Here is a 14957-nt window from a genome sequence, read left to right as displayed (position 1 = left end):
GCCAGCCAGGCCACCGCCGTCCGCGCGGTGGCCTGGCTGGCGAGTACCGCGTGCCCGGAACCCGCGACCCCGTCGGTCGCCGGGCCGAAGTCCAGGGCGGCCTCGACCCCGTAGTGGTCGGAGATGAACAGTCCGTCCGCTGTCGGGGAGTCGCCGCGCAGTGCGGCCTCCGTCACGCGAGCCCCCGCCGACCGCAGCAGGATCCGGTCCAGGCGAGCGGCCCGCCCCGTCAACGACCCCACGGCCGCGAGCGGATTGGCGACGGGGTCGAAGGTTGCGGTCCCGTCCTGCGGCCCGTGCACCTCCGTCCAGGCGTCCCGGAGTCCCAACGCCGCCGCCGGCCCCTCGGCTCCCGACCGGCCGTCGTTGAAGTCGCCGAGCAGGGCCACGTCGGCCGCCTCGATTCCTGCCAACCCCTCGTAAAGTCGGGCCAATTCGGCCGCTCGTCGGTCCTCGCCCCGCTCCGTGTGATCACTCGTCAGATGCGTGGCCGCGACCACCAGGGGCCCGCCCGCCGTGTCCACGGTCACGGCGACGACCGCCTTGTGCGGACCCAGTACGTGAACGCCCGCCTCCCGCACCGGCAGTCGGCTCAGCACCAGCAGCCCGCTCTCCGCCACGTCCCGGCCGCCCGGGTCCGCGGCGACCGTGTAGCGGGCCCGTACCCACGGCTCGGCGAGCAGCATGCCGAGCAGCTCGCGCTCCACCTCCTGGAGCGCGATCACATCGGCGTCCGCCGCCGCCAGGTCGGCCAGCAACAGCGGCCTGCGCCGTGCGGTGGCGATACGCGGTGCGTCGTACCGGTCCCAGAGCGTGTTCCAGGTCAACAGACTTATGCGTGCGGGCTGTTGAGTGACGCTCGCGCCCTCGGGCGCAGCCCGCCACGCGCCGCCGCCGGACGCGTCCCACGCGTACGGAGTCCGTGCGGTGAAGAACGGCGCCCGCAGCAGCCTCGGGTCGCGGACCCGTCCGGCCGCGGTGCCGTCGATGATGTCGACGCCCGTCGCCCGGTCCCACACCAGCTCGCCGTCGGCCTCCACGAACAGCACCCGGTGCCAGGGGATGTCGCCCCCGGGAACGAAGGACGGAAGGGGTACCCGCTTCGGCGCGGCTCCGCGCTGCAGCAGTCCCAGCGTGAACCGGGCGGGATCGAAGCGGGGGTCCCAGCGGACCTGGTGGTACAGCTCTTCGCTGGTACGCATCAGCCCTCCTCTCGGGTCGTCGTGCGGGTCGTGGTGCGGGGTTCCGTGAGCGTCGCCGCACCGATCGTGCCCGCCGTGTCCTCGACGGTTCCAGCCGCCCCGATGTACCACGTGCGGTGCGCCTCACCGGGATACGGCGGAACGAACCGGCGCAGCTGGGAGGCCAGCACCTGCTCCGGCACCGGGTGGGCGCGCGTGGAGTTGCGGCGCATCAGCTCCGCCTCCTCGACCAGCAGCACGGCGTGCGTGACGAGCGCGTCACGCCGCCGGGCGACCGTGCCGGCCAGCCCGCGCTGCTGGGCCGTGAGGGAGGTCGCGTCCCACACCACCGTGCCCCCTCGTCGCGCGGCCGAGGCGAGCGCGGAGTCCAGCCGGTCGAGGCCCTCGCGGAGCACGTCCGCGTTGTCCCGCTGGTCCGCGCGGGAGCCCCGGGCGCCGCGCAGGTCGTCGAGGCTGATGTACGCCTCCACCCCGGGCAGGCTCCGGGCGTAGGTGCTCTTCCCGCTGCCCGAGGGTCCGCAGAGTTGCACCAGCCGGGGGAAGGAAGTGCCGTCCCGCCACCGCCAGGTCGCCGCGACCGCCTCCTCGGCGCCGGTCAGTTTTCCCTGCCCGTAGGCATGGCGCGCCTCGGCCCAGCAGCGGTCGGCGGCGTCACCGCCCATATCGCCGTCGCCGTCGCCGTCGCCGTCTCCGTTTCCGCCTCCGATGCCGACGCCTATGCCGGCTCCGGCGAGGGCCTCTCGCAGCCCGTCCCGCAGCGGCTCCAGGGGGGCGGGACCGAGCAGCCCCGCTTCCTCGGCGTGCAGTGCGGACCACTCGACGCACTCGCCGACCCCGTTGCCCGGCTCACCGGCCTCCGGGAGCGCCCCGGCCAGCGCGTGCAGCACCCCCAGGTCGGCCGCCTCCGCCATCCGTACGAGCCCCGCCCGCCGTTCCGCGTCCGGGTAGGGGAAGGGTTTGCGCAGCGCCGGGTAGAGCCCGACCAGGTCCGCGACCCGCCGCGCGGTGGCCATCCCGAGCGGCCCCGCCAGCCGGGACGCGAGCACGGCCCGCGGTACGCCGTGCAGGGCCGCGGCCAGGATCCCGGCCAGCCGGTCTTCCCCGGACCGGCGCACGCTCAGCCCGTCGATGCGTTCCGCCAGGTCGGCGACCAGCTCCTCGACACCCGCCGCCCCGACCGCCGCCCCGACCGCCGTGTCGGCCCCCACCGTCGTGTCCGTCCCCACCGCGCGGAGCAGCCCGGCCGCATCCGGATCCGCGCCCGACCGGGCGTCCCACAGGGCCGCCGCCGGGCCGAGCCCGTTCGGTACGACCTGGGCGTACATCCAGTGCGTGTCCGTCTGCACGTGCCCGCCCCGCACCCATTTGGCCACGCACCGCCCGAAGTCGGCCCGGTCGAAGCCGGCCGCGGTGCGGACGACGTACCCCTCTTGCCGCGCCGTATCGAGCCGGAGCCGGCGCAGCGCCCGCTCGTCGAAGACGCCGCGCCACAGGACGCGGGGTCCCGGGACCCCGAGACCGCGCAGGAAGAGCACCGTCCGGTCCCATTCCAGGCAGTGGTCGCCGGCCCACACCGAGAACCCGTAGAACCACGCGTCGAGTTCCTCGTACGCGAGTGAGTGCCGTGCGTAGACGTTCTCCCCGCACACCCGCCAACCGGCCGGGATTCCCGGGCCGATGCGGCTCTGCAGGCCCTTCACCCAGGCACGCGACGGATGGTGGCCCGAGTCGAGCGATCGTGCGTGCAGACCGTCGGCGTAGAGGGTGGTGTTCTCGCCGTCGAGCTTCTCGGTGACCACGACCTCGCGCCCGGCGAACCCGGCCAGCATGCCGGGGCCGGTGGTCCGCACGTCGTCGGACGTGGCACCCGGAGACCAGGGCAGGTGCGGGGTCCGGGGGTAGTGCGTACGCATGATCCGCTCCCTGCGGGCCGAGGCTGGTGCCCGGCCACTCTAGGGAGGCGGAACCCGCCCGGACCAGCGAATATCTTCGGCTCAGTACCCGATGGTGAACCGCTTGCCCGCGTGCGCATCGCGCTCGATCTCGTCCAGCAGCGCGACCGCGAAGTCCTCCGTGGAGATCAGACTGTTTCCGCGATCGTCCACGACGAGCTCGTCGAGCCCCAGCCGGTACGTGCCCGTCCGGGTGCCGGGCTCGATGGTGGCGGCCGGGCTGAGGCTGGTCCAGTGGACCTCGTCCACCGGCACGGTCCTCAGGAAGTCGAGGGCGTCCCCGTGGGCGTGCATGACGGCGAGCACCGGCTCGGGGATCCCGGCCTGGTCCCAGACCTTCGGTCCACCGGGGGTGCGCAGGGAGCCCGCACCGCCGACGGTGACCACGCGCGGCCGGGGACCGTCCTCGCCGAGGGCCTGCACGCCGCCGATCAGTGCCCTCGCCGCACCGACGAGCGTGCCGGGATCACCGGAGCCCGGACCGTACGCGCTGACCACCACGTCCTGCCCGGCCGCCGCCCGGCTCACGGAAGCGGGGTCGAGGACGTCGCCGCGTACGACGGCGACGTCCGCAGAGCTGACTTCGGACTCGGCGAAGTGCGCGGGATCGCGTACGACGGCCGTGACCTCGTGTCCGCGCCCGAGTGCTTCGTGCAGCACCCGGGATCCGATCGTGCCGGTCGCGCCGAAGAGAGCGATCTTCGCCATGGCCACTCCTGGAGGTGGAGGCTGGAGGGGCCCCGGTCGGGGTCCGCCGGGCCCATCCAAGCGAATTCCGCCTCCCGCACCCGGCAGCGCCACGCGGTCAGTGGCAGCGGGCAGGCAGCGGGGACCACGGCATTGCGGTCAGTGGCACAGCGCGACGATGGCCGGGTCCACCGTCCCCCGGGCCGCTGCGCACAGCGGTGCCATGTCGTACGTACGGTTCGGCGCGGGCCGGGGGCGACGCGCCTTCGCGGCGGGCGCCTTGGGCTTCTTCGGCGCGACCCGCCTGGGCCGCTCCGGCCGGTGTCGCGGTGCGGCGGGCTTGACCCGGCTCCGCACCCGGGCGGCGGGCGCCGCGGGTGCGGCCGGCCGCGGAGCAACTGCGGCCCCCGGCAAGGGAGCCGAGATTCCCTCCGGCGCAGGATCCGCATCTGCATCCGAATCCGCATCCGGATCTGCATCCTGTGCGACCTCCGGCAGCGCCCCCAGCGGCCAGGCCTCGGTCGCCGGTCCCGGCAGGCCCGTCCGCACCTGTGTCGGCGCGGGCCGTGCTCCGTTCCCGGGCCCGGGTACGGCCCCCGGTCCGGCCGGACCCACGGTCACACATCCGGTCACACACGTGGCCGCCACGGCCAGCGCGACAATGATCAGGGGCATCCACGGTCCCCGGCGCGACTCCATCCGCCCACCCTGCCCGACGGACGCCCGCACCCCCGCACGCGCTCACCCGCACGGGTGGTACGGACTCCGCGACAGGAGGCCTCAGCCGCAGGTCACGCTGTCCCTCGGCGTGTAACGGGTCTTCATCGTCTCCCGCTTGACCTCTTGCCCGCCCTTCACGAACACCCGGTCGACGGCGACGTCGAAACCCTCCAGCGGGGACTGCGGCTCGCACTTCGGGCCGGTGTCCGTGCGCGTGGCGGGCGGCTTGACGTTCGTCCGCGGGCCCTTGGCCGCGCGGATCTCGTCGTACTGCTTCGTTCCGAGGAAGGTGATGGTGACCGAGGTGTCGGTCGCCTCGGCCTGGATGTACAGGGCCTTGCCCGAGTCGTTGGCGAAGCGCAGGTCCAGGCTGCCCCACGCCACGGTCGCCTCGCGACCCTCCGGGTAGCGCTCGATGTAGAAGGAGTGCGCACCGTATTCGACGGGCTTGACCCCGGAGAAGAACATCGCGTTGAAGACCGTGGTGGCCACCGCCGAAACGCCGCCGCCGGAGGCCTTCTCGTACTGGCCGTTGTTGATGATCAGGCCGTCGACGAAGCCGTTCTCCTTCGTGCGCTCGCCGACGCGGCGGTTGAAGCTCCACGTCTCGTCGGGCAGCACGACCGAGCCGTTGATCAGCTCCGCGGCCCGCCCGATGTTCGTCGTACGGTACGGGGCCTTCTCGAAGTCGACGGTGAAGGAGGACACCTCCTCCTTGATGCCCAGCTGCCCGACCGTGTCCTTGGTGAGCTTCGGCCGGACCTCCTCCGTGGCGACCTCGCCCGTACGCTCCGCCGCGCCCGCCCGCGTCAGCAGCGGCAGTAGGGCGGCGGACAGGCCCTCCTCGGCGACCCGGCGTCCGGCCCGGCCCTCCTCGGCGACGGAGACCGCGCCGGCGGAGTCGGTACGCAGCTTCGCCTCGACGGGTCCCGGCGTGGCCTGCCGCAGCGGACCGGCCAGCTCCGGGTCGGCGAGCAGCGCCTTGGCGTCGAGGCCGGGCGCGAGGCGGCCCTGGCCGTCGTCCTTGAGGGTGAGGTGCTTGGCGAGGACGGCCGGGCCGACGGGTATGCGCTTGCCCTGCACGGTCAGGGTCACCGGCGCGGACACCGCCGGTTCGGCGAACTCCTTCAGCGCCCGCTCCGTCTCCTGCTGCCCGATACGGGGTTCCGTGGTCCGGACGGGCAGCACGACGGGCCCGCCGGGCTTCCCGTCCGGAGGCCGGGTGTAGGACGAGCGGAGCACGCCGAGCGAGCCGTCGACGTCGAGCTCGGTACCGGTGACCGGGGCCACCGCCTTGGCCTTGCCCTTCTCGAAGGAGACCGAGCCCTCCCGGGCCTCCTGACGGGTCTTCGCACCGAGCCCGTCCAGGGCCGAGCGGGCCGCCTTCTCGTCGAGCCGGACCACGGGCTCCACCGCGGGATCACCGGAGGAGAACAGCCGGCCGATCACGCTGACGGGGTCGGAACCGGAGCGGGCCGCCCGGTCGGCGGTGGCGCCGGTGTCCAGGGACAGGCCGAGCGTGGCCGGCTGCGCCTGCTCGGTCCGCTCCCCGATCCGCAGGACCAGCGGGGCCGCGGCGGACGGGCCGAGCGCACGGTTCAGGGTCTGCCGGGCCTCGGCGCGGCTCATCCCGCCTATGTCGACGCCGCGCACCTTCGTACCGGCGGCTATGTCATCGCCCGCCAGCAGCAGACCCGCGGCGTACAGCCCACCGAAGCCGAGGACCGCGACGCCGCCGGCCACACCGGCCACGCCCGGGACGGTCCACCGTTTGCCGGTGGCCGCCGGGGTGCCCGTACGGGGTGCGCGTCGCATGTCGGGGTCTCTCCTCGGTCCGGTGACGTGGTCGGACCGGCGGTTTTCATGCCGGCAGTCCGCCCCGGGAACGTAGCAAGATCCGTGTAACCAGGTAATAAGGAGGTATAGGGGTGGCAAAGGGGAATGTGTTGATCTCCGTAACCCGGGGGTCGTCCGCGCTGTTGCACAGCCCGCGGGTCCACCCGTGCGGAACGCCCCGGCGAGGCCCGCACGATGGCCGCGCGATGCCCGCGCGACGGGGCAGGACGGCGCCCCCGCGGCGCCCCTACGGTGAATGGAGTCCGATGCCGCAGCTGACCGACGAGGACGTGACGCAGGACACGGGCGCCGCCCCGGCCGCACCCGGGGCCCAGGCCGAAGCCGCTGCTCCCATCGAACCCACTGCTCCAACCGAACCCACTGCCCCCGCCGAACCCACTGCCCCCGCCGCGCGCCCGGGCACGTGGATGACCCCGGAGGAGTACGGGGCCTCCCGCGCCACCCTCTGGACCGGCGCCGTCGTCCTCGTCACCGACGGCGACGGGCGGGTCCTCGTCCAGAGCGTCGACTACCGCCCCGACCGGCTGCTGCCCGGCGGCGCCGTGGACGCCGGCGAGGCGCCGGCCGCGGCGGCCGCGCGCGAGGTGTACGAGGAGCTCGGCGTCGAGGGCCGCTACCCGCGAGGCCTCGCCGTCGACTGGATCCCCGCCGACGCGCCCGGCATGCCGCCCGGGATGGGGTTCCCCGGCGAGATCCTGTACGTCTTCGACGGCGGGACCTGGACCAGGGAACGCATCGACTCCGTCCGCCTCCCGGCGCAGGAGATCACCGGCATCCACTTCGCCGAGCCGGCCGAGCTGCCCGCCCTGATGGACGCGGGCGACGCCCGCCGCGCCCTGTCCGCGCTGCGGGCCCGGATCAACGGAGGGGGCGCCGCCCTGCTGGAGGACGGCCGCCCCACCGCCCCCACCGCCCTGGACCGGCTCGGCGTCCTGCGCAGCTGCCGCAGGCCGTTGCACGGCACCTGGCACCCGGGCCCGGCCCCCGCGCACCTGACGCCACGGGACCCCGCCGGCTGGCTCTTCGCCCCCGACGGGCGCGTGCTGCTGCTCATCGCCCGGGCCACCGGCGCCGCCCACCTCCCGCCGCCGACGGCGGGCCGCACCGCGGGCGCGCTCCCGCTCGGGTACCGGTACGCCGACCAGGGCGCCCACCCGCGGACCGCGGCCCGGCTCACGGCGCTGCCACCGGGGCCCGACCCGGCGTACGCGCGGCTGCTCGCCACCCCCGAACAGGTCCGCGAACTCAGCGACTGGGGCCCGGCGGGCCACGAGGAACTCGCCGCCGTCCACACCGCCCGCGCCCACCTCTCCCTCCCGTCGCCGCCCCGCACGCCACCGACGGAACTCCCGGCGGAGGGCTGCCACTGGTGAGCGCGGAGCGGCTCAATCCCCGGTCCGCGGGCCCCGGTCCCGCAGCATGAGGGGATGAGCGAGACTGCGATCACCTACACCGTCTACGTCCAGGCCGACCCCGCGCGCGTGTGGCAGGCCCTGACCGAGCCCGCGTTCACCCGCCGCTACTGGGGGCTCGACTTCGAGACCGACTGGCGGGTGGGCTCGACGATGGACTGGGTGGAGCGCGGGGCACGGACGAGCGATCCGGAGCAGGTGGTGCTGGAGTGCGTACCGGAGCGGCTGCTCTCCTACACCTGGCACACCTTCACCCCGCAATGGGCCGCCTCCGTGGGCGTCGGCGAGGAGCTGCGCGCCCAGCTGGCCCGCGAGCGGCGCACGAAGGTGACGTACGAGATCGAGCCGGTCGGTGACACGCTCGCCCGGCTCACCATCCTCCACGAGGACTTCGAACCGGGCGGCACGCTCATCGGCATGTGCGGGCGCGCCTGGCCGATGCTCGCCTCCAGCCTCAAGACCCTCTTGGAGACCGGCGCCCCGCTCCCGGAGCAAGGGCACGCGAACGAACAGGGCTCCGGCGGGTACGAGAGCCACGGGGGCTGAGCGCGGGGTCGGCCGGGTCGGCGGGTGACCGGGGCCGGCGAGGTCAGGTGCGGGACGGGACGGTGCAACTCGGCCGCCCGTCGGGGATGTCCTTGCTGTCGTCGTACGGGTCGACCACCGGCCACGGCCGCTCGGCGGCGGCCGCCTCCCTGGAGAAGTAGGGGTGGACGAAGCCGTCGACGGTGCCGCAGTCGTGGTTGCCGAGCTGCCGGCGGTACCCGGCCGGAATCAGCTTCCCGGCCGTCACGCCGGGGGAGTCGGACACGGCGTAGAGCAGCACGAGCTGCCTCCGTACGACCACCCGCGCCACCTCCTCCGTGCCCGGCACGGGCCCCGGCTCCGGGTGCGGGGCCACGCGCCGCACGGCGTAGACGAAGGTGTAGTCGGCGTGGATCCTGATCTGCCCCGGAGCCCCGCCGGCCTCGAAGGCCATCCGGCCGCGCACCCTGATGCCGCCACGGGCCGGAGCGAGCTGGGCGGGGTCGAAGCGGGTGAACAGCTCGGTGGGGTCGGCGTCCGGGAGGCCCGGTTCGCGCAGGTGCTCCGTCAGTTCGGCGCGGGCGGGCTGCTGCGGATCGAGCAGCTCCATGGCCTCGGCGGGCCACGCGCCCTGGAGCACCTCCGGATCCAGATTGGCCGCGACCAGGAACTCCCTGGCCCGGCGCAGTCCGTCGGAGACCTTCTCCTTCGGGATCGAACCGACCGCCGTGGCCACGGGCAGCGGGAGCTCGTCCTTCTCGGTCGCCCAGGCCCGGGCGGGCGAGCCGCGCAGCGGCAGGCCCGTCGTGGCCGGCCACGCATCGGGCCATGCCTGCTCGTCGAGTTCGGCGGCGTAGGGCTCGCCCTCGGGCCGTTCCTCCGGGGCGGCCACCAGCCACGCGGTGACCCCGGCGAGCGCCAGGGCGGCGACGGCTCCCACGGACAGGCGTCTGACGCGCCGTCGGCGCTGGTCGGCCTGGAAGGCCGCCTCACGGTCCTGATCCCGGTCCTGGTCCTGGCCCTGGTCCCGGCCCTGGTCATGGCCCCGGCTCTGGTCCTGTACCCGTGTCTGGTCTTGTCCGTCCGCGTGCAGTCGCGTGACGAATTCCGCCGGTTCCGTCATGTCAGGCCCCCGCCCGTGCTCTTGTCTCCAGCCCATCTCACAGGGCGTCACCGATGCGGCACAAGACGGACCGAGATCACGTAACAGTCCTGTGACCTGCGCAGATGGGGGACCACTGCCCCCGATGACCCCACCCTGGCCGTCCCGCAGGGGCTTGATGCCACCCTGACAACTCGTCGTTCACCGGTGTCGTGTGGAATGGCCGCATGGGGAGAAGCGAGCACCAGATACGCCAAGGCGGCCCGGACCGCCGGACCGAGGGGACGACGGGCGCGGTGGCGACGAACACGCCGTCCGAGCACTGGCGTTACGCCCGGCACCTGGAGTCCCTGGCAGCCGTTTCCGGTCAACCCGGAGAGGCCGAGGCCGTGGCCGCCGTCCTGCGCGACCCGGACCCGGTGATGGCGGAGAGCGCGGTGGTCACGCACCTCGACCGGCGGGCGGCCGGGCTGCTGGCCGACGAGGCCTTCCCGGCCTGGGCGCAGGCCGTCGGGGCAGCCCTCGGAGGCCGCAGCTTCGCGGCCCGCCGGCTGCGCGAGTGGACCCTGCTGAAGGCCGTCACGCAGGGCGAGCCCTGGTCCGCGGGGGAGCTCCTCGCGGCCTCGGACTGGTGTCAGCGCACGGCAGCCCAATCCCTGCACGCGGACGAGGCCCTACGGCTGCTCGCGGCGGGCGCCCGGACCCGCCGGGTCCGCAACGCGGCGGCGCAGCGGCTGCTGAGGCGGGCCGCCGTGAACTCGTGACCCGCCCGGTCCCGTGAGCCCTGCCGACCCCCGCCCCGCCCCGTTCTCCGGGACGCGGGAAACGGGACGCGGGACGCACGGGAGGGCCGGAACCGCACCGCGGTCCCGGCCCTCCCGACGTGCTACTTCGTGCCGCGCCGCACACGCGCCGCCGCGCGGGCCTCGGCGGCCTGCCGGGCCTCGATGGTCTTGCGGGACTCCTTGCCCTTGCCGGGCCGCCCGGGCCGGGTGCCGATCCCGCGGAAGCCGAGGTCCGAGCCCGAAGGCCGGCCCTTGGCATCGGTGGCCGCAGCGCCGGCCAGCGGCACGCCGGAGGGGGCCTTCGCGCCGGTGATGCGGCTCAGCGCGGCCTCGCCGGAGCGGACCTGGGTGATGGTCGGCCGGATCTTGGCGTCGGCCATCAGCCGGACGATGTCGCGCCGCTGGTTGGGGGTGACCAGGGTGACGACCTTGCCGGACTCGCCCGCCCGCGCGGTGCGGCCGCCCCGGTGCAGGTAGTCCTTGCTGTCGGCCGGCGGGTCCACGTTGACCACGAGGTCGAGGTCCTCGATGTGGATGCCGCGGGCGGCGACGTTGGTCGCGACCAGGACGTTCAGCAGGCCGTCCTTGAACTGCCCCAGTGTCCGGGTGCGCTGCGGCTGCGACTTCCCGCTGTGCAGCCCCTCGGCGCGTACGCCCATGGCCCGCAGGTGCTTCACGAACTGGTCGACCCCGTGCTTGGTGTCCAGGAACATCAGCACCCGGCCCTCGCGCGCCGCGATCTCGGTCGCGGCCGAGACCTTGTCGGCGGCGTGGATGTGCAGCACGTGGTGGTCCATCGTGGACACCGAAGCGGACTGCGGGTCCACGGAGTGCCCGACCGGGTCCTTCAGGTACCGCTGCACGAGCTGGTCCACATTGCGGTCCAGCGTGGCCGAGAACAGCATCCGCTGGCCGGCGTGGTGGCACTGGTCGAGGATCTCGGTGACCTGCGGCATGAAGCCCATGTCGCACATCTGGTCGGCCTCGTCGAGGACGACGATCTTCACGCGCTCCAAGTGCACGTCGCGCCGACCGATGAGGTCGCTGAGCCGCCCCGGGGTGGCCACCACGATCTCGGCGCCGGTGCGCAGCGCGCCCGTCTGCTTGCCGATCGACAGGCCGCCGACGACCGTGGCGAGGCGCAGCTTCAGGGCCTGCGCGTACGGGGCCAGGGCCTCGGTCACCTGCTGCGCCAGCTCGCGGGTCGGTACGAGGACCAGCGCGAGCGGCCGCTTCGGATCGGCCTGCTGCCCCGCCGTACGGGCCAGCATGGCCAGGCCGAAGGCGAGCGTCTTGCCCGAGCCGGTCCGCCCGCGGCCGAGGATGTCGCGGCCCGCGAGGGAGTTGGGGAGGGTCGCCGCCTGGATGGGGAACGGCTGCGCCACCCCCTGGTCGGCCATCGTCTTCACCAGCTCAGGGGGCAGGCCGAGCTCCGAGAAGGACTCCACCGGCGGCAGCGCCGGCGTGGTCGTCCGGGGCATTGAGTACTCGCCCTGGGGGCCGAGGGTCCGCGGGGTCTTCCCGCCGCCCTTCGCACCGCCCTTCGGGCTCGCCTTGGCTCCGGCCTTGATGCCGAAGCGCCCATGAGCTGACGGGTTCTTCATGCAGAACCTTCCGTGAGACGCCTGTCAAAAATGTTTGGGCAAGATGTTTGGGACTGCGACGGGCACCTCACCCACGCGAACGTCGCCAAAAGGCAAATTTTACCATCGGGGTTACGGGGCCACCGGCCCGAGTTCCCCGGCCCGTACCCGGTCCAGATGGGCGGTGACCTCGGCCGTCGCCCGCCCGAACCAGTCGGCGATGACGGCGATCTCGTCGGGGGTGTACTCGGCGAACACCGCACCGAGCCGGGCGTAGAAGGGCTCGTAGACGGCGAAGATCCGCGCGGCGGCGGCGGGGTCCGCGACCACCCGTACCCGGCGCCGGTCGGCGGGATCGGGCTGTCGGCTCGCGTACCCGGCGCGCTCCAGTCTGTTGAGCACCCCGGTCACCGCGCCGGTGGTGAGGTTGGTCAGCTCGGCGAGGTCGCCGGCGCCGAGCGGGTCGTCACCGGCGCCCAGGATGTGGCCGAGGCAGGTCAGGTCGGTGACGTTCAGCCCCAGGAGCTGCGCCACCTCCTGCTGGCCGACGATGCCGAGAGCGACGTACCGGTCCATGCGCGAGAGCGCTTCCTGGACCGTGGCCGCGGGGCGGGGCTTGCCCTGCACGCGGTTACTCCTTAGCATCTAAGTTACTTAGCTCGTGAGATAAATGGCTTTCTCGGTAAGAGAACGCCATTCGAGCCTACTGAACCGACGAAGCAGGGGATAACGATGAGCGCTCACGGCCACGTGGACCTCGGCCACACGGTGGCGGGCTGGACCGGCACCGCGATCGCCCTGGTGGGAAGCGCGGCGGCGGGCGCCGCTCTGTGCGCCGCCTGGACCCCCGGCATCTGGATCGGCCTGGGGGTCGTCGTGGTGGCGGGCATCGTCACCTGGCTCCTGCACCTCGCCGGCTGGGGCAAGCCGAGCGGTCCCCGACCGGAGAGCCAGTGGGACTGGCGGGTCCGCGACACCGTCGCGCACTCCGGCCACGGCGACTGCCTGGGCTGCCGGCTCAGCGGGCCGCGGCGAGGTGCCGCAGCAGTCCTTGGCTCTCGATCCGCCGCGTCGTTGCCCGCTGCGGATAGCACCGCATGAACATCCGGGTGAAGTGCTCCCCGTAGTGGATCACCGCGGCCTCCGTGCCGCCGTCCCCGCCCCGCTGGGACCGCGCCGGATCGAGGGGGCGGATCCGGGCGCCGAAGCGCGGCTCGTGGAAGTAGGCGAGGGCGTACCGCTCCCGGTCCGCCAGCCGCACCCGGTGCGGGGTGGACAGCAGTGCGCCGCCGGTCATGAACTGGAGGATGTCCCCGGGGAACACCGTCAGCACCCGCGCCACGGGCCGTACGGGGGTCCAGCCGGGCCGGTTCTCGGCGAAGCCCGCCGTGCTCTCGCCCGGCAGCCAGTTGCGCGGGCGCTCCTCGCCCGGCACCGGAGGCCGTACGAAGAGCCCGCCCACCTCGTCCTGGGCGGCGATCACGAGCAGTCCGTAATCGGTGTGGGCGCCGATGCCGCGCTCGGCGGTCCGCTCCGCGGCGGGGAAGCGCAGCACCCGCATGTGGTGCCAGCCGCCGCGGGTCAGGCCCGCGAGCCGGTTGATGCCGGCCGGTCCGAGGCCGAGCCCGAGGGCCACGAGCCGCAGCAGCCGCTCGCCGAGCCCGCCGACGCCCGTCAGGTAGGCCTCCATGGCCGCGCGGTAGCCGGGGGAGGGCCAGGGGACCGGGCCGTGGCAGGGCAGGCCCGCGGCCGCTGCCGCAGGCATGTCGGGGGTGATGGTGAAGATCTCCGAGGCGTCCGGCCGGCCGTCCGTCACCTCCTCGCCCGAGGCGATGTACCCGCTGTACGAGGTGTCGTTGACGTAGGCCGCCTTCTCCACCGCGGGCCGGGCGAAGAACCGCCGGCTCGCCGCCAGCGCGGCCCGCGTGCGGGCCTCCTGCCGTCCGTCGGCGGCCACTTGGAAGATCCCGTCGCGCTGCCAGGCGCGGACCATCGCCCCGCCGAGCATGATGTCCGCCGTCGTTCCCGTGATCCGAGCCGGCACCCGGAACGTCGCGAGCTCGCCCATGTCCGTCCCCTCTCGAAGACTCCTTCGGAGCGCCCCGCCGAGAGCCCTTCCCAGGACCCGTGCGAAGGCCTGTTCCTCCGATTCACGGATGGGACGGAGAAAAGTTCGAATATCCGGAAGCACCCCGGTTGGCCGCGCTTGGCGTGTGCTCGGGCCGATGAATGGGCAGGATCGGGTCCGGCCGCGTGTGCGGCCGGTGGAACGTTGTGAAGGATCAGTACAGATGGCAACTGGCACCGTGAAGTGGTTCAACTCTGAGAAGGGGTTCGGCTTCATCCAGCAGGACGACGGCGGCCCTGACGTGTTCGTGCACTTCTCCGCCATCCAGACGACCGGCTTCAAGGAGCTGGCGGAGGGCGCGAAGGTCGAGTACGACGTCACGCAGGGGCCCAAGGGGCCCCAGGCGGAACAGGTGGTCACCATCGGCTAGCGCCGCTTCACGAGTCCGGCCCGTGACGTGAGCCCCGCCTGCTGACCCGGCGGGGCTCACGCACGCCCGGCCCGGCCGGTAGCGTGGGCCGGATGATGACCGGCACGCCGGACACCCGGCTGATCGTGCTGCGCGGCAACTCCGCCGCGGGCAAGTCCTCCGTGGCGGAGGGCATCCGCGACCGCCACGGCCGGGGCCTCGCGCTCGTGGGCCAGGACAACCTGCGCCGCGTCGTCCTGCGCGAGCAGGACACCCCCGGCGCGGCGAACATCGGGCTCATCGGCAGCGTGGCGCGCTACGCGCTGGACCACGGCTTCCACGTGATCGTCGAGGGGATCCTCTACGCGGACCGCTACGGCCCCATGCTCGACGCCCTGCGCCGCGCCCACCGCGGGCCGACCCACTTCTACTACCTCGACGTGCCGTTCGAGGAGACCCTGCGACGGCACGCGGGCAAGCCGCAGGCCGCCGAGTTCGGCGAGGCTCGGATGCGCGAGTGGTACCGGCCGCTCGACCTGCTGCCCGGCGACTGGGAGAGCGTCATCGGGGTGGAGCACTCGCTAGAGGACACCGTCACCCGGGTCATGACCGAGACCGGACTGGCGGTGGAGGGGGCGTAGCCCGTACCCGTCGG

General features: G+C 73.7%; 14 protein-coding genes. 6 read left to right on the top strand and 8 right to left on the bottom strand.

Annotated features, from left to right (window positions below; all coding sequences use genetic code 11):
• The 4 genes from ACFVX6_RS06980 to ACFVX6_RS06965 form a co-directional block, all read right to left on the bottom strand.
• Positions 1-1202: RNA repair domain-containing protein (locus ACFVX6_RS06980; protein ID WP_389688750.1), on the bottom strand; the 1202-nt coding region annotated here is incomplete at its 3' end.
• Positions 1202-3115 carry an RNA ligase family protein gene (locus tag ACFVX6_RS06975; protein WP_389688748.1) on the bottom strand — a complete coding sequence of 638 codons (1914 nt, stop codon included), beginning with the start codon at positions 3113-3115 and terminating at the stop codon, positions 1202-1204. The genes ACFVX6_RS06980 and ACFVX6_RS06975, both read right to left, overlap by 1 nt.
• A gap of 81 nt (positions 3116-3196) precedes the next feature.
• On the bottom strand, positions 3197-3862 hold the full coding sequence (locus ACFVX6_RS06970) for an NAD(P)-dependent oxidoreductase (RefSeq protein WP_389688746.1): 666 nt from the start codon (positions 3860-3862) through the stop codon (positions 3197-3199).
• Positions 3863-4621: 759 nt separating this feature from the next.
• A complete protein-coding gene (locus ACFVX6_RS06965; protein ID WP_389688744.1) occupies positions 4622-6376 on the bottom strand; it encodes a VanW family protein in 1755 nt (584 codons plus the stop codon).
• Between the two features lie 287 nt (positions 6377-6663).
• On the opposite strand from ACFVX6_RS06965, the gene ACFVX6_RS06960 reads away from it, so the two are divergent.
• Positions 6664-7791, top strand: coding sequence for an NUDIX domain-containing protein (locus tag ACFVX6_RS06960; protein WP_389688742.1), 1128 nt, complete (start codon positions 6664-6666; stop codon positions 7789-7791).
• A gap of 54 nt (positions 7792-7845) precedes the next feature.
• Entirely contained in the window at positions 7846-8376 is a 531-nt protein-coding gene (locus tag ACFVX6_RS06955) for an SRPBCC family protein (RefSeq protein ID WP_389688740.1), read from the top strand.
• A gap of 43 nt (positions 8377-8419) precedes the next feature.
• Here ACFVX6_RS06955 and ACFVX6_RS06950 read toward each other — a convergent pair whose 3' ends face one another.
• Positions 8420-9478, bottom strand: a complete 1059-nt coding sequence (locus ACFVX6_RS06950; protein WP_389688738.1) for a hypothetical protein — start codon at positions 9476-9478, stop codon at positions 8420-8422.
• A 206-nt stretch (positions 9479-9684) separates the two neighbouring features.
• Between ACFVX6_RS06950 and ACFVX6_RS06945 the strand changes: the two genes are divergently transcribed.
• Positions 9685-10221 carry a hypothetical protein gene (locus ACFVX6_RS06945; RefSeq protein ID WP_389688736.1) on the top strand — a complete coding sequence of 179 codons (537 nt, stop codon included), beginning with the start codon at positions 9685-9687 and terminating at the stop codon, positions 10219-10221.
• A 122-nt stretch (positions 10222-10343) separates the two neighbouring features.
• On the opposite strand, the gene ACFVX6_RS06940 is transcribed toward ACFVX6_RS06945, so the two are convergent.
• Both ACFVX6_RS06940 and ACFVX6_RS06935 read right to left on the bottom strand, forming a co-directional pair.
• A complete protein-coding gene (locus tag ACFVX6_RS06940; protein ID WP_389688734.1) occupies positions 10344-11846 on the bottom strand; it encodes a DEAD/DEAH box helicase in 1503 nt (500 codons plus the stop codon).
• A gap of 111 nt (positions 11847-11957) precedes the next feature.
• Positions 11958-12452, bottom strand: coding sequence for a MarR family transcriptional regulator (locus ACFVX6_RS06935; protein WP_389688732.1), 495 nt, complete (start codon positions 12450-12452; stop codon positions 11958-11960).
• Between the two features lie 105 nt (positions 12453-12557).
• Between ACFVX6_RS06935 and ACFVX6_RS06930 the strand changes: the two genes are divergently transcribed.
• Complete coding sequence (locus ACFVX6_RS06930) at positions 12558-12926, top strand: HGxxPAAW family protein (RefSeq protein WP_389688730.1); 369 nt, start codon at positions 12558-12560, stop codon at positions 12924-12926.
• Here ACFVX6_RS06930 and ACFVX6_RS06925 read toward each other — a convergent pair.
• Positions 12844-13893 carry a 2-oxoglutarate and iron-dependent oxygenase domain-containing protein gene (locus ACFVX6_RS06925; protein ID WP_389688728.1) on the bottom strand — a complete coding sequence of 350 codons (1050 nt, stop codon included), beginning with the start codon at positions 13891-13893 and terminating at the stop codon, positions 12844-12846. The two genes, ACFVX6_RS06930 and ACFVX6_RS06925, sit on opposite strands and share 83 nt — an antisense overlap.
• 223 nt (positions 13894-14116) lie before the next feature.
• On the opposite strand from ACFVX6_RS06925, the gene ACFVX6_RS06920 reads away from it, so the two are divergent.
• Positions 14117-14323 carry a cold-shock protein gene (locus ACFVX6_RS06920; protein WP_030231294.1) on the top strand — a complete coding sequence of 69 codons (207 nt, stop codon included), beginning with the start codon at positions 14117-14119 and terminating at the stop codon, positions 14321-14323.
• A 95-nt stretch (positions 14324-14418) separates the two neighbouring features.
• The gene (locus ACFVX6_RS06915; protein WP_389688768.1) at positions 14419-14943 is read left to right on the top strand and encodes an AAA family ATPase; all 525 of its coding nucleotides are present in this window, start codon (positions 14419-14421) and stop codon (positions 14941-14943) included.
• The last annotated feature ends 14 nt before the right edge of the window (positions 14944-14957 follow it).

The organism is Streptomyces sp. NPDC058289, assembly GCF_042880975.1.
Classification (GTDB): Bacteria; Actinomycetota; Actinomycetes; order Streptomycetales; family Streptomycetaceae; genus Streptomyces; species Streptomyces stoeckheimensis.
Note: the sequence above shows the minus strand (reverse complement) of the source record. Positions and strands in the feature narration are given on the sequence as shown.

Excerpts from the sequence above, each read along its gene's own strand:
- ACFVX6_RS06975 (WP_389688748.1), bottom strand. The coding sequence starts at position 3,115 with ATGCGTACGCACTACCCCCGGACCCCGCACCTGCCCTGGTCTCCGGGT.
- ACFVX6_RS06970 (WP_389688746.1), bottom strand. The coding sequence starts at position 3,862 with ATGGCGAAGATCGCTCTCTTCGGCGCGACCGGCACGATCGGATCCCGG.
- ACFVX6_RS06965 (WP_389688744.1), bottom strand. The coding sequence starts at position 6,376 with ATGCGACGCGCACCCCGTACGGGCACCCCGGCGGCCACCGGCAAACGG.
- ACFVX6_RS06960 (WP_389688742.1), top strand. The coding sequence starts at position 6,664 with ATGCCGCAGCTGACCGACGAGGACGTGACGCAGGACACGGGCGCCGCC.
- ACFVX6_RS06955 (WP_389688740.1), top strand. The coding sequence starts at position 7,846 with ATGAGCGAGACTGCGATCACCTACACCGTCTACGTCCAGGCCGACCCC.
- ACFVX6_RS06950 (WP_389688738.1), bottom strand. The coding sequence starts at position 9,478 with ATGACGGAACCGGCGGAATTCGTCACGCGACTGCACGCGGACGGACAA.
- ACFVX6_RS06945 (WP_389688736.1), top strand. The coding sequence starts at position 9,685 with ATGGGGAGAAGCGAGCACCAGATACGCCAAGGCGGCCCGGACCGCCGG.
- ACFVX6_RS06940 (WP_389688734.1), bottom strand. The coding sequence starts at position 11,846 with ATGAAGAACCCGTCAGCTCATGGGCGCTTCGGCATCAAGGCCGGAGCC.
- ACFVX6_RS06930 (WP_389688730.1), top strand. The coding sequence starts at position 12,558 with ATGAGCGCTCACGGCCACGTGGACCTCGGCCACACGGTGGCGGGCTGG.
- ACFVX6_RS06925 (WP_389688728.1), bottom strand. The coding sequence starts at position 13,893 with ATGGGCGAGCTCGCGACGTTCCGGGTGCCGGCTCGGATCACGGGAACG.
- ACFVX6_RS06920 (WP_030231294.1), top strand. The coding sequence starts at position 14,117 with ATGGCAACTGGCACCGTGAAGTGGTTCAACTCTGAGAAGGGGTTCGGC.
- ACFVX6_RS06915 (WP_389688768.1), top strand. The coding sequence starts at position 14,419 with ATGACCGGCACGCCGGACACCCGGCTGATCGTGCTGCGCGGCAACTCC.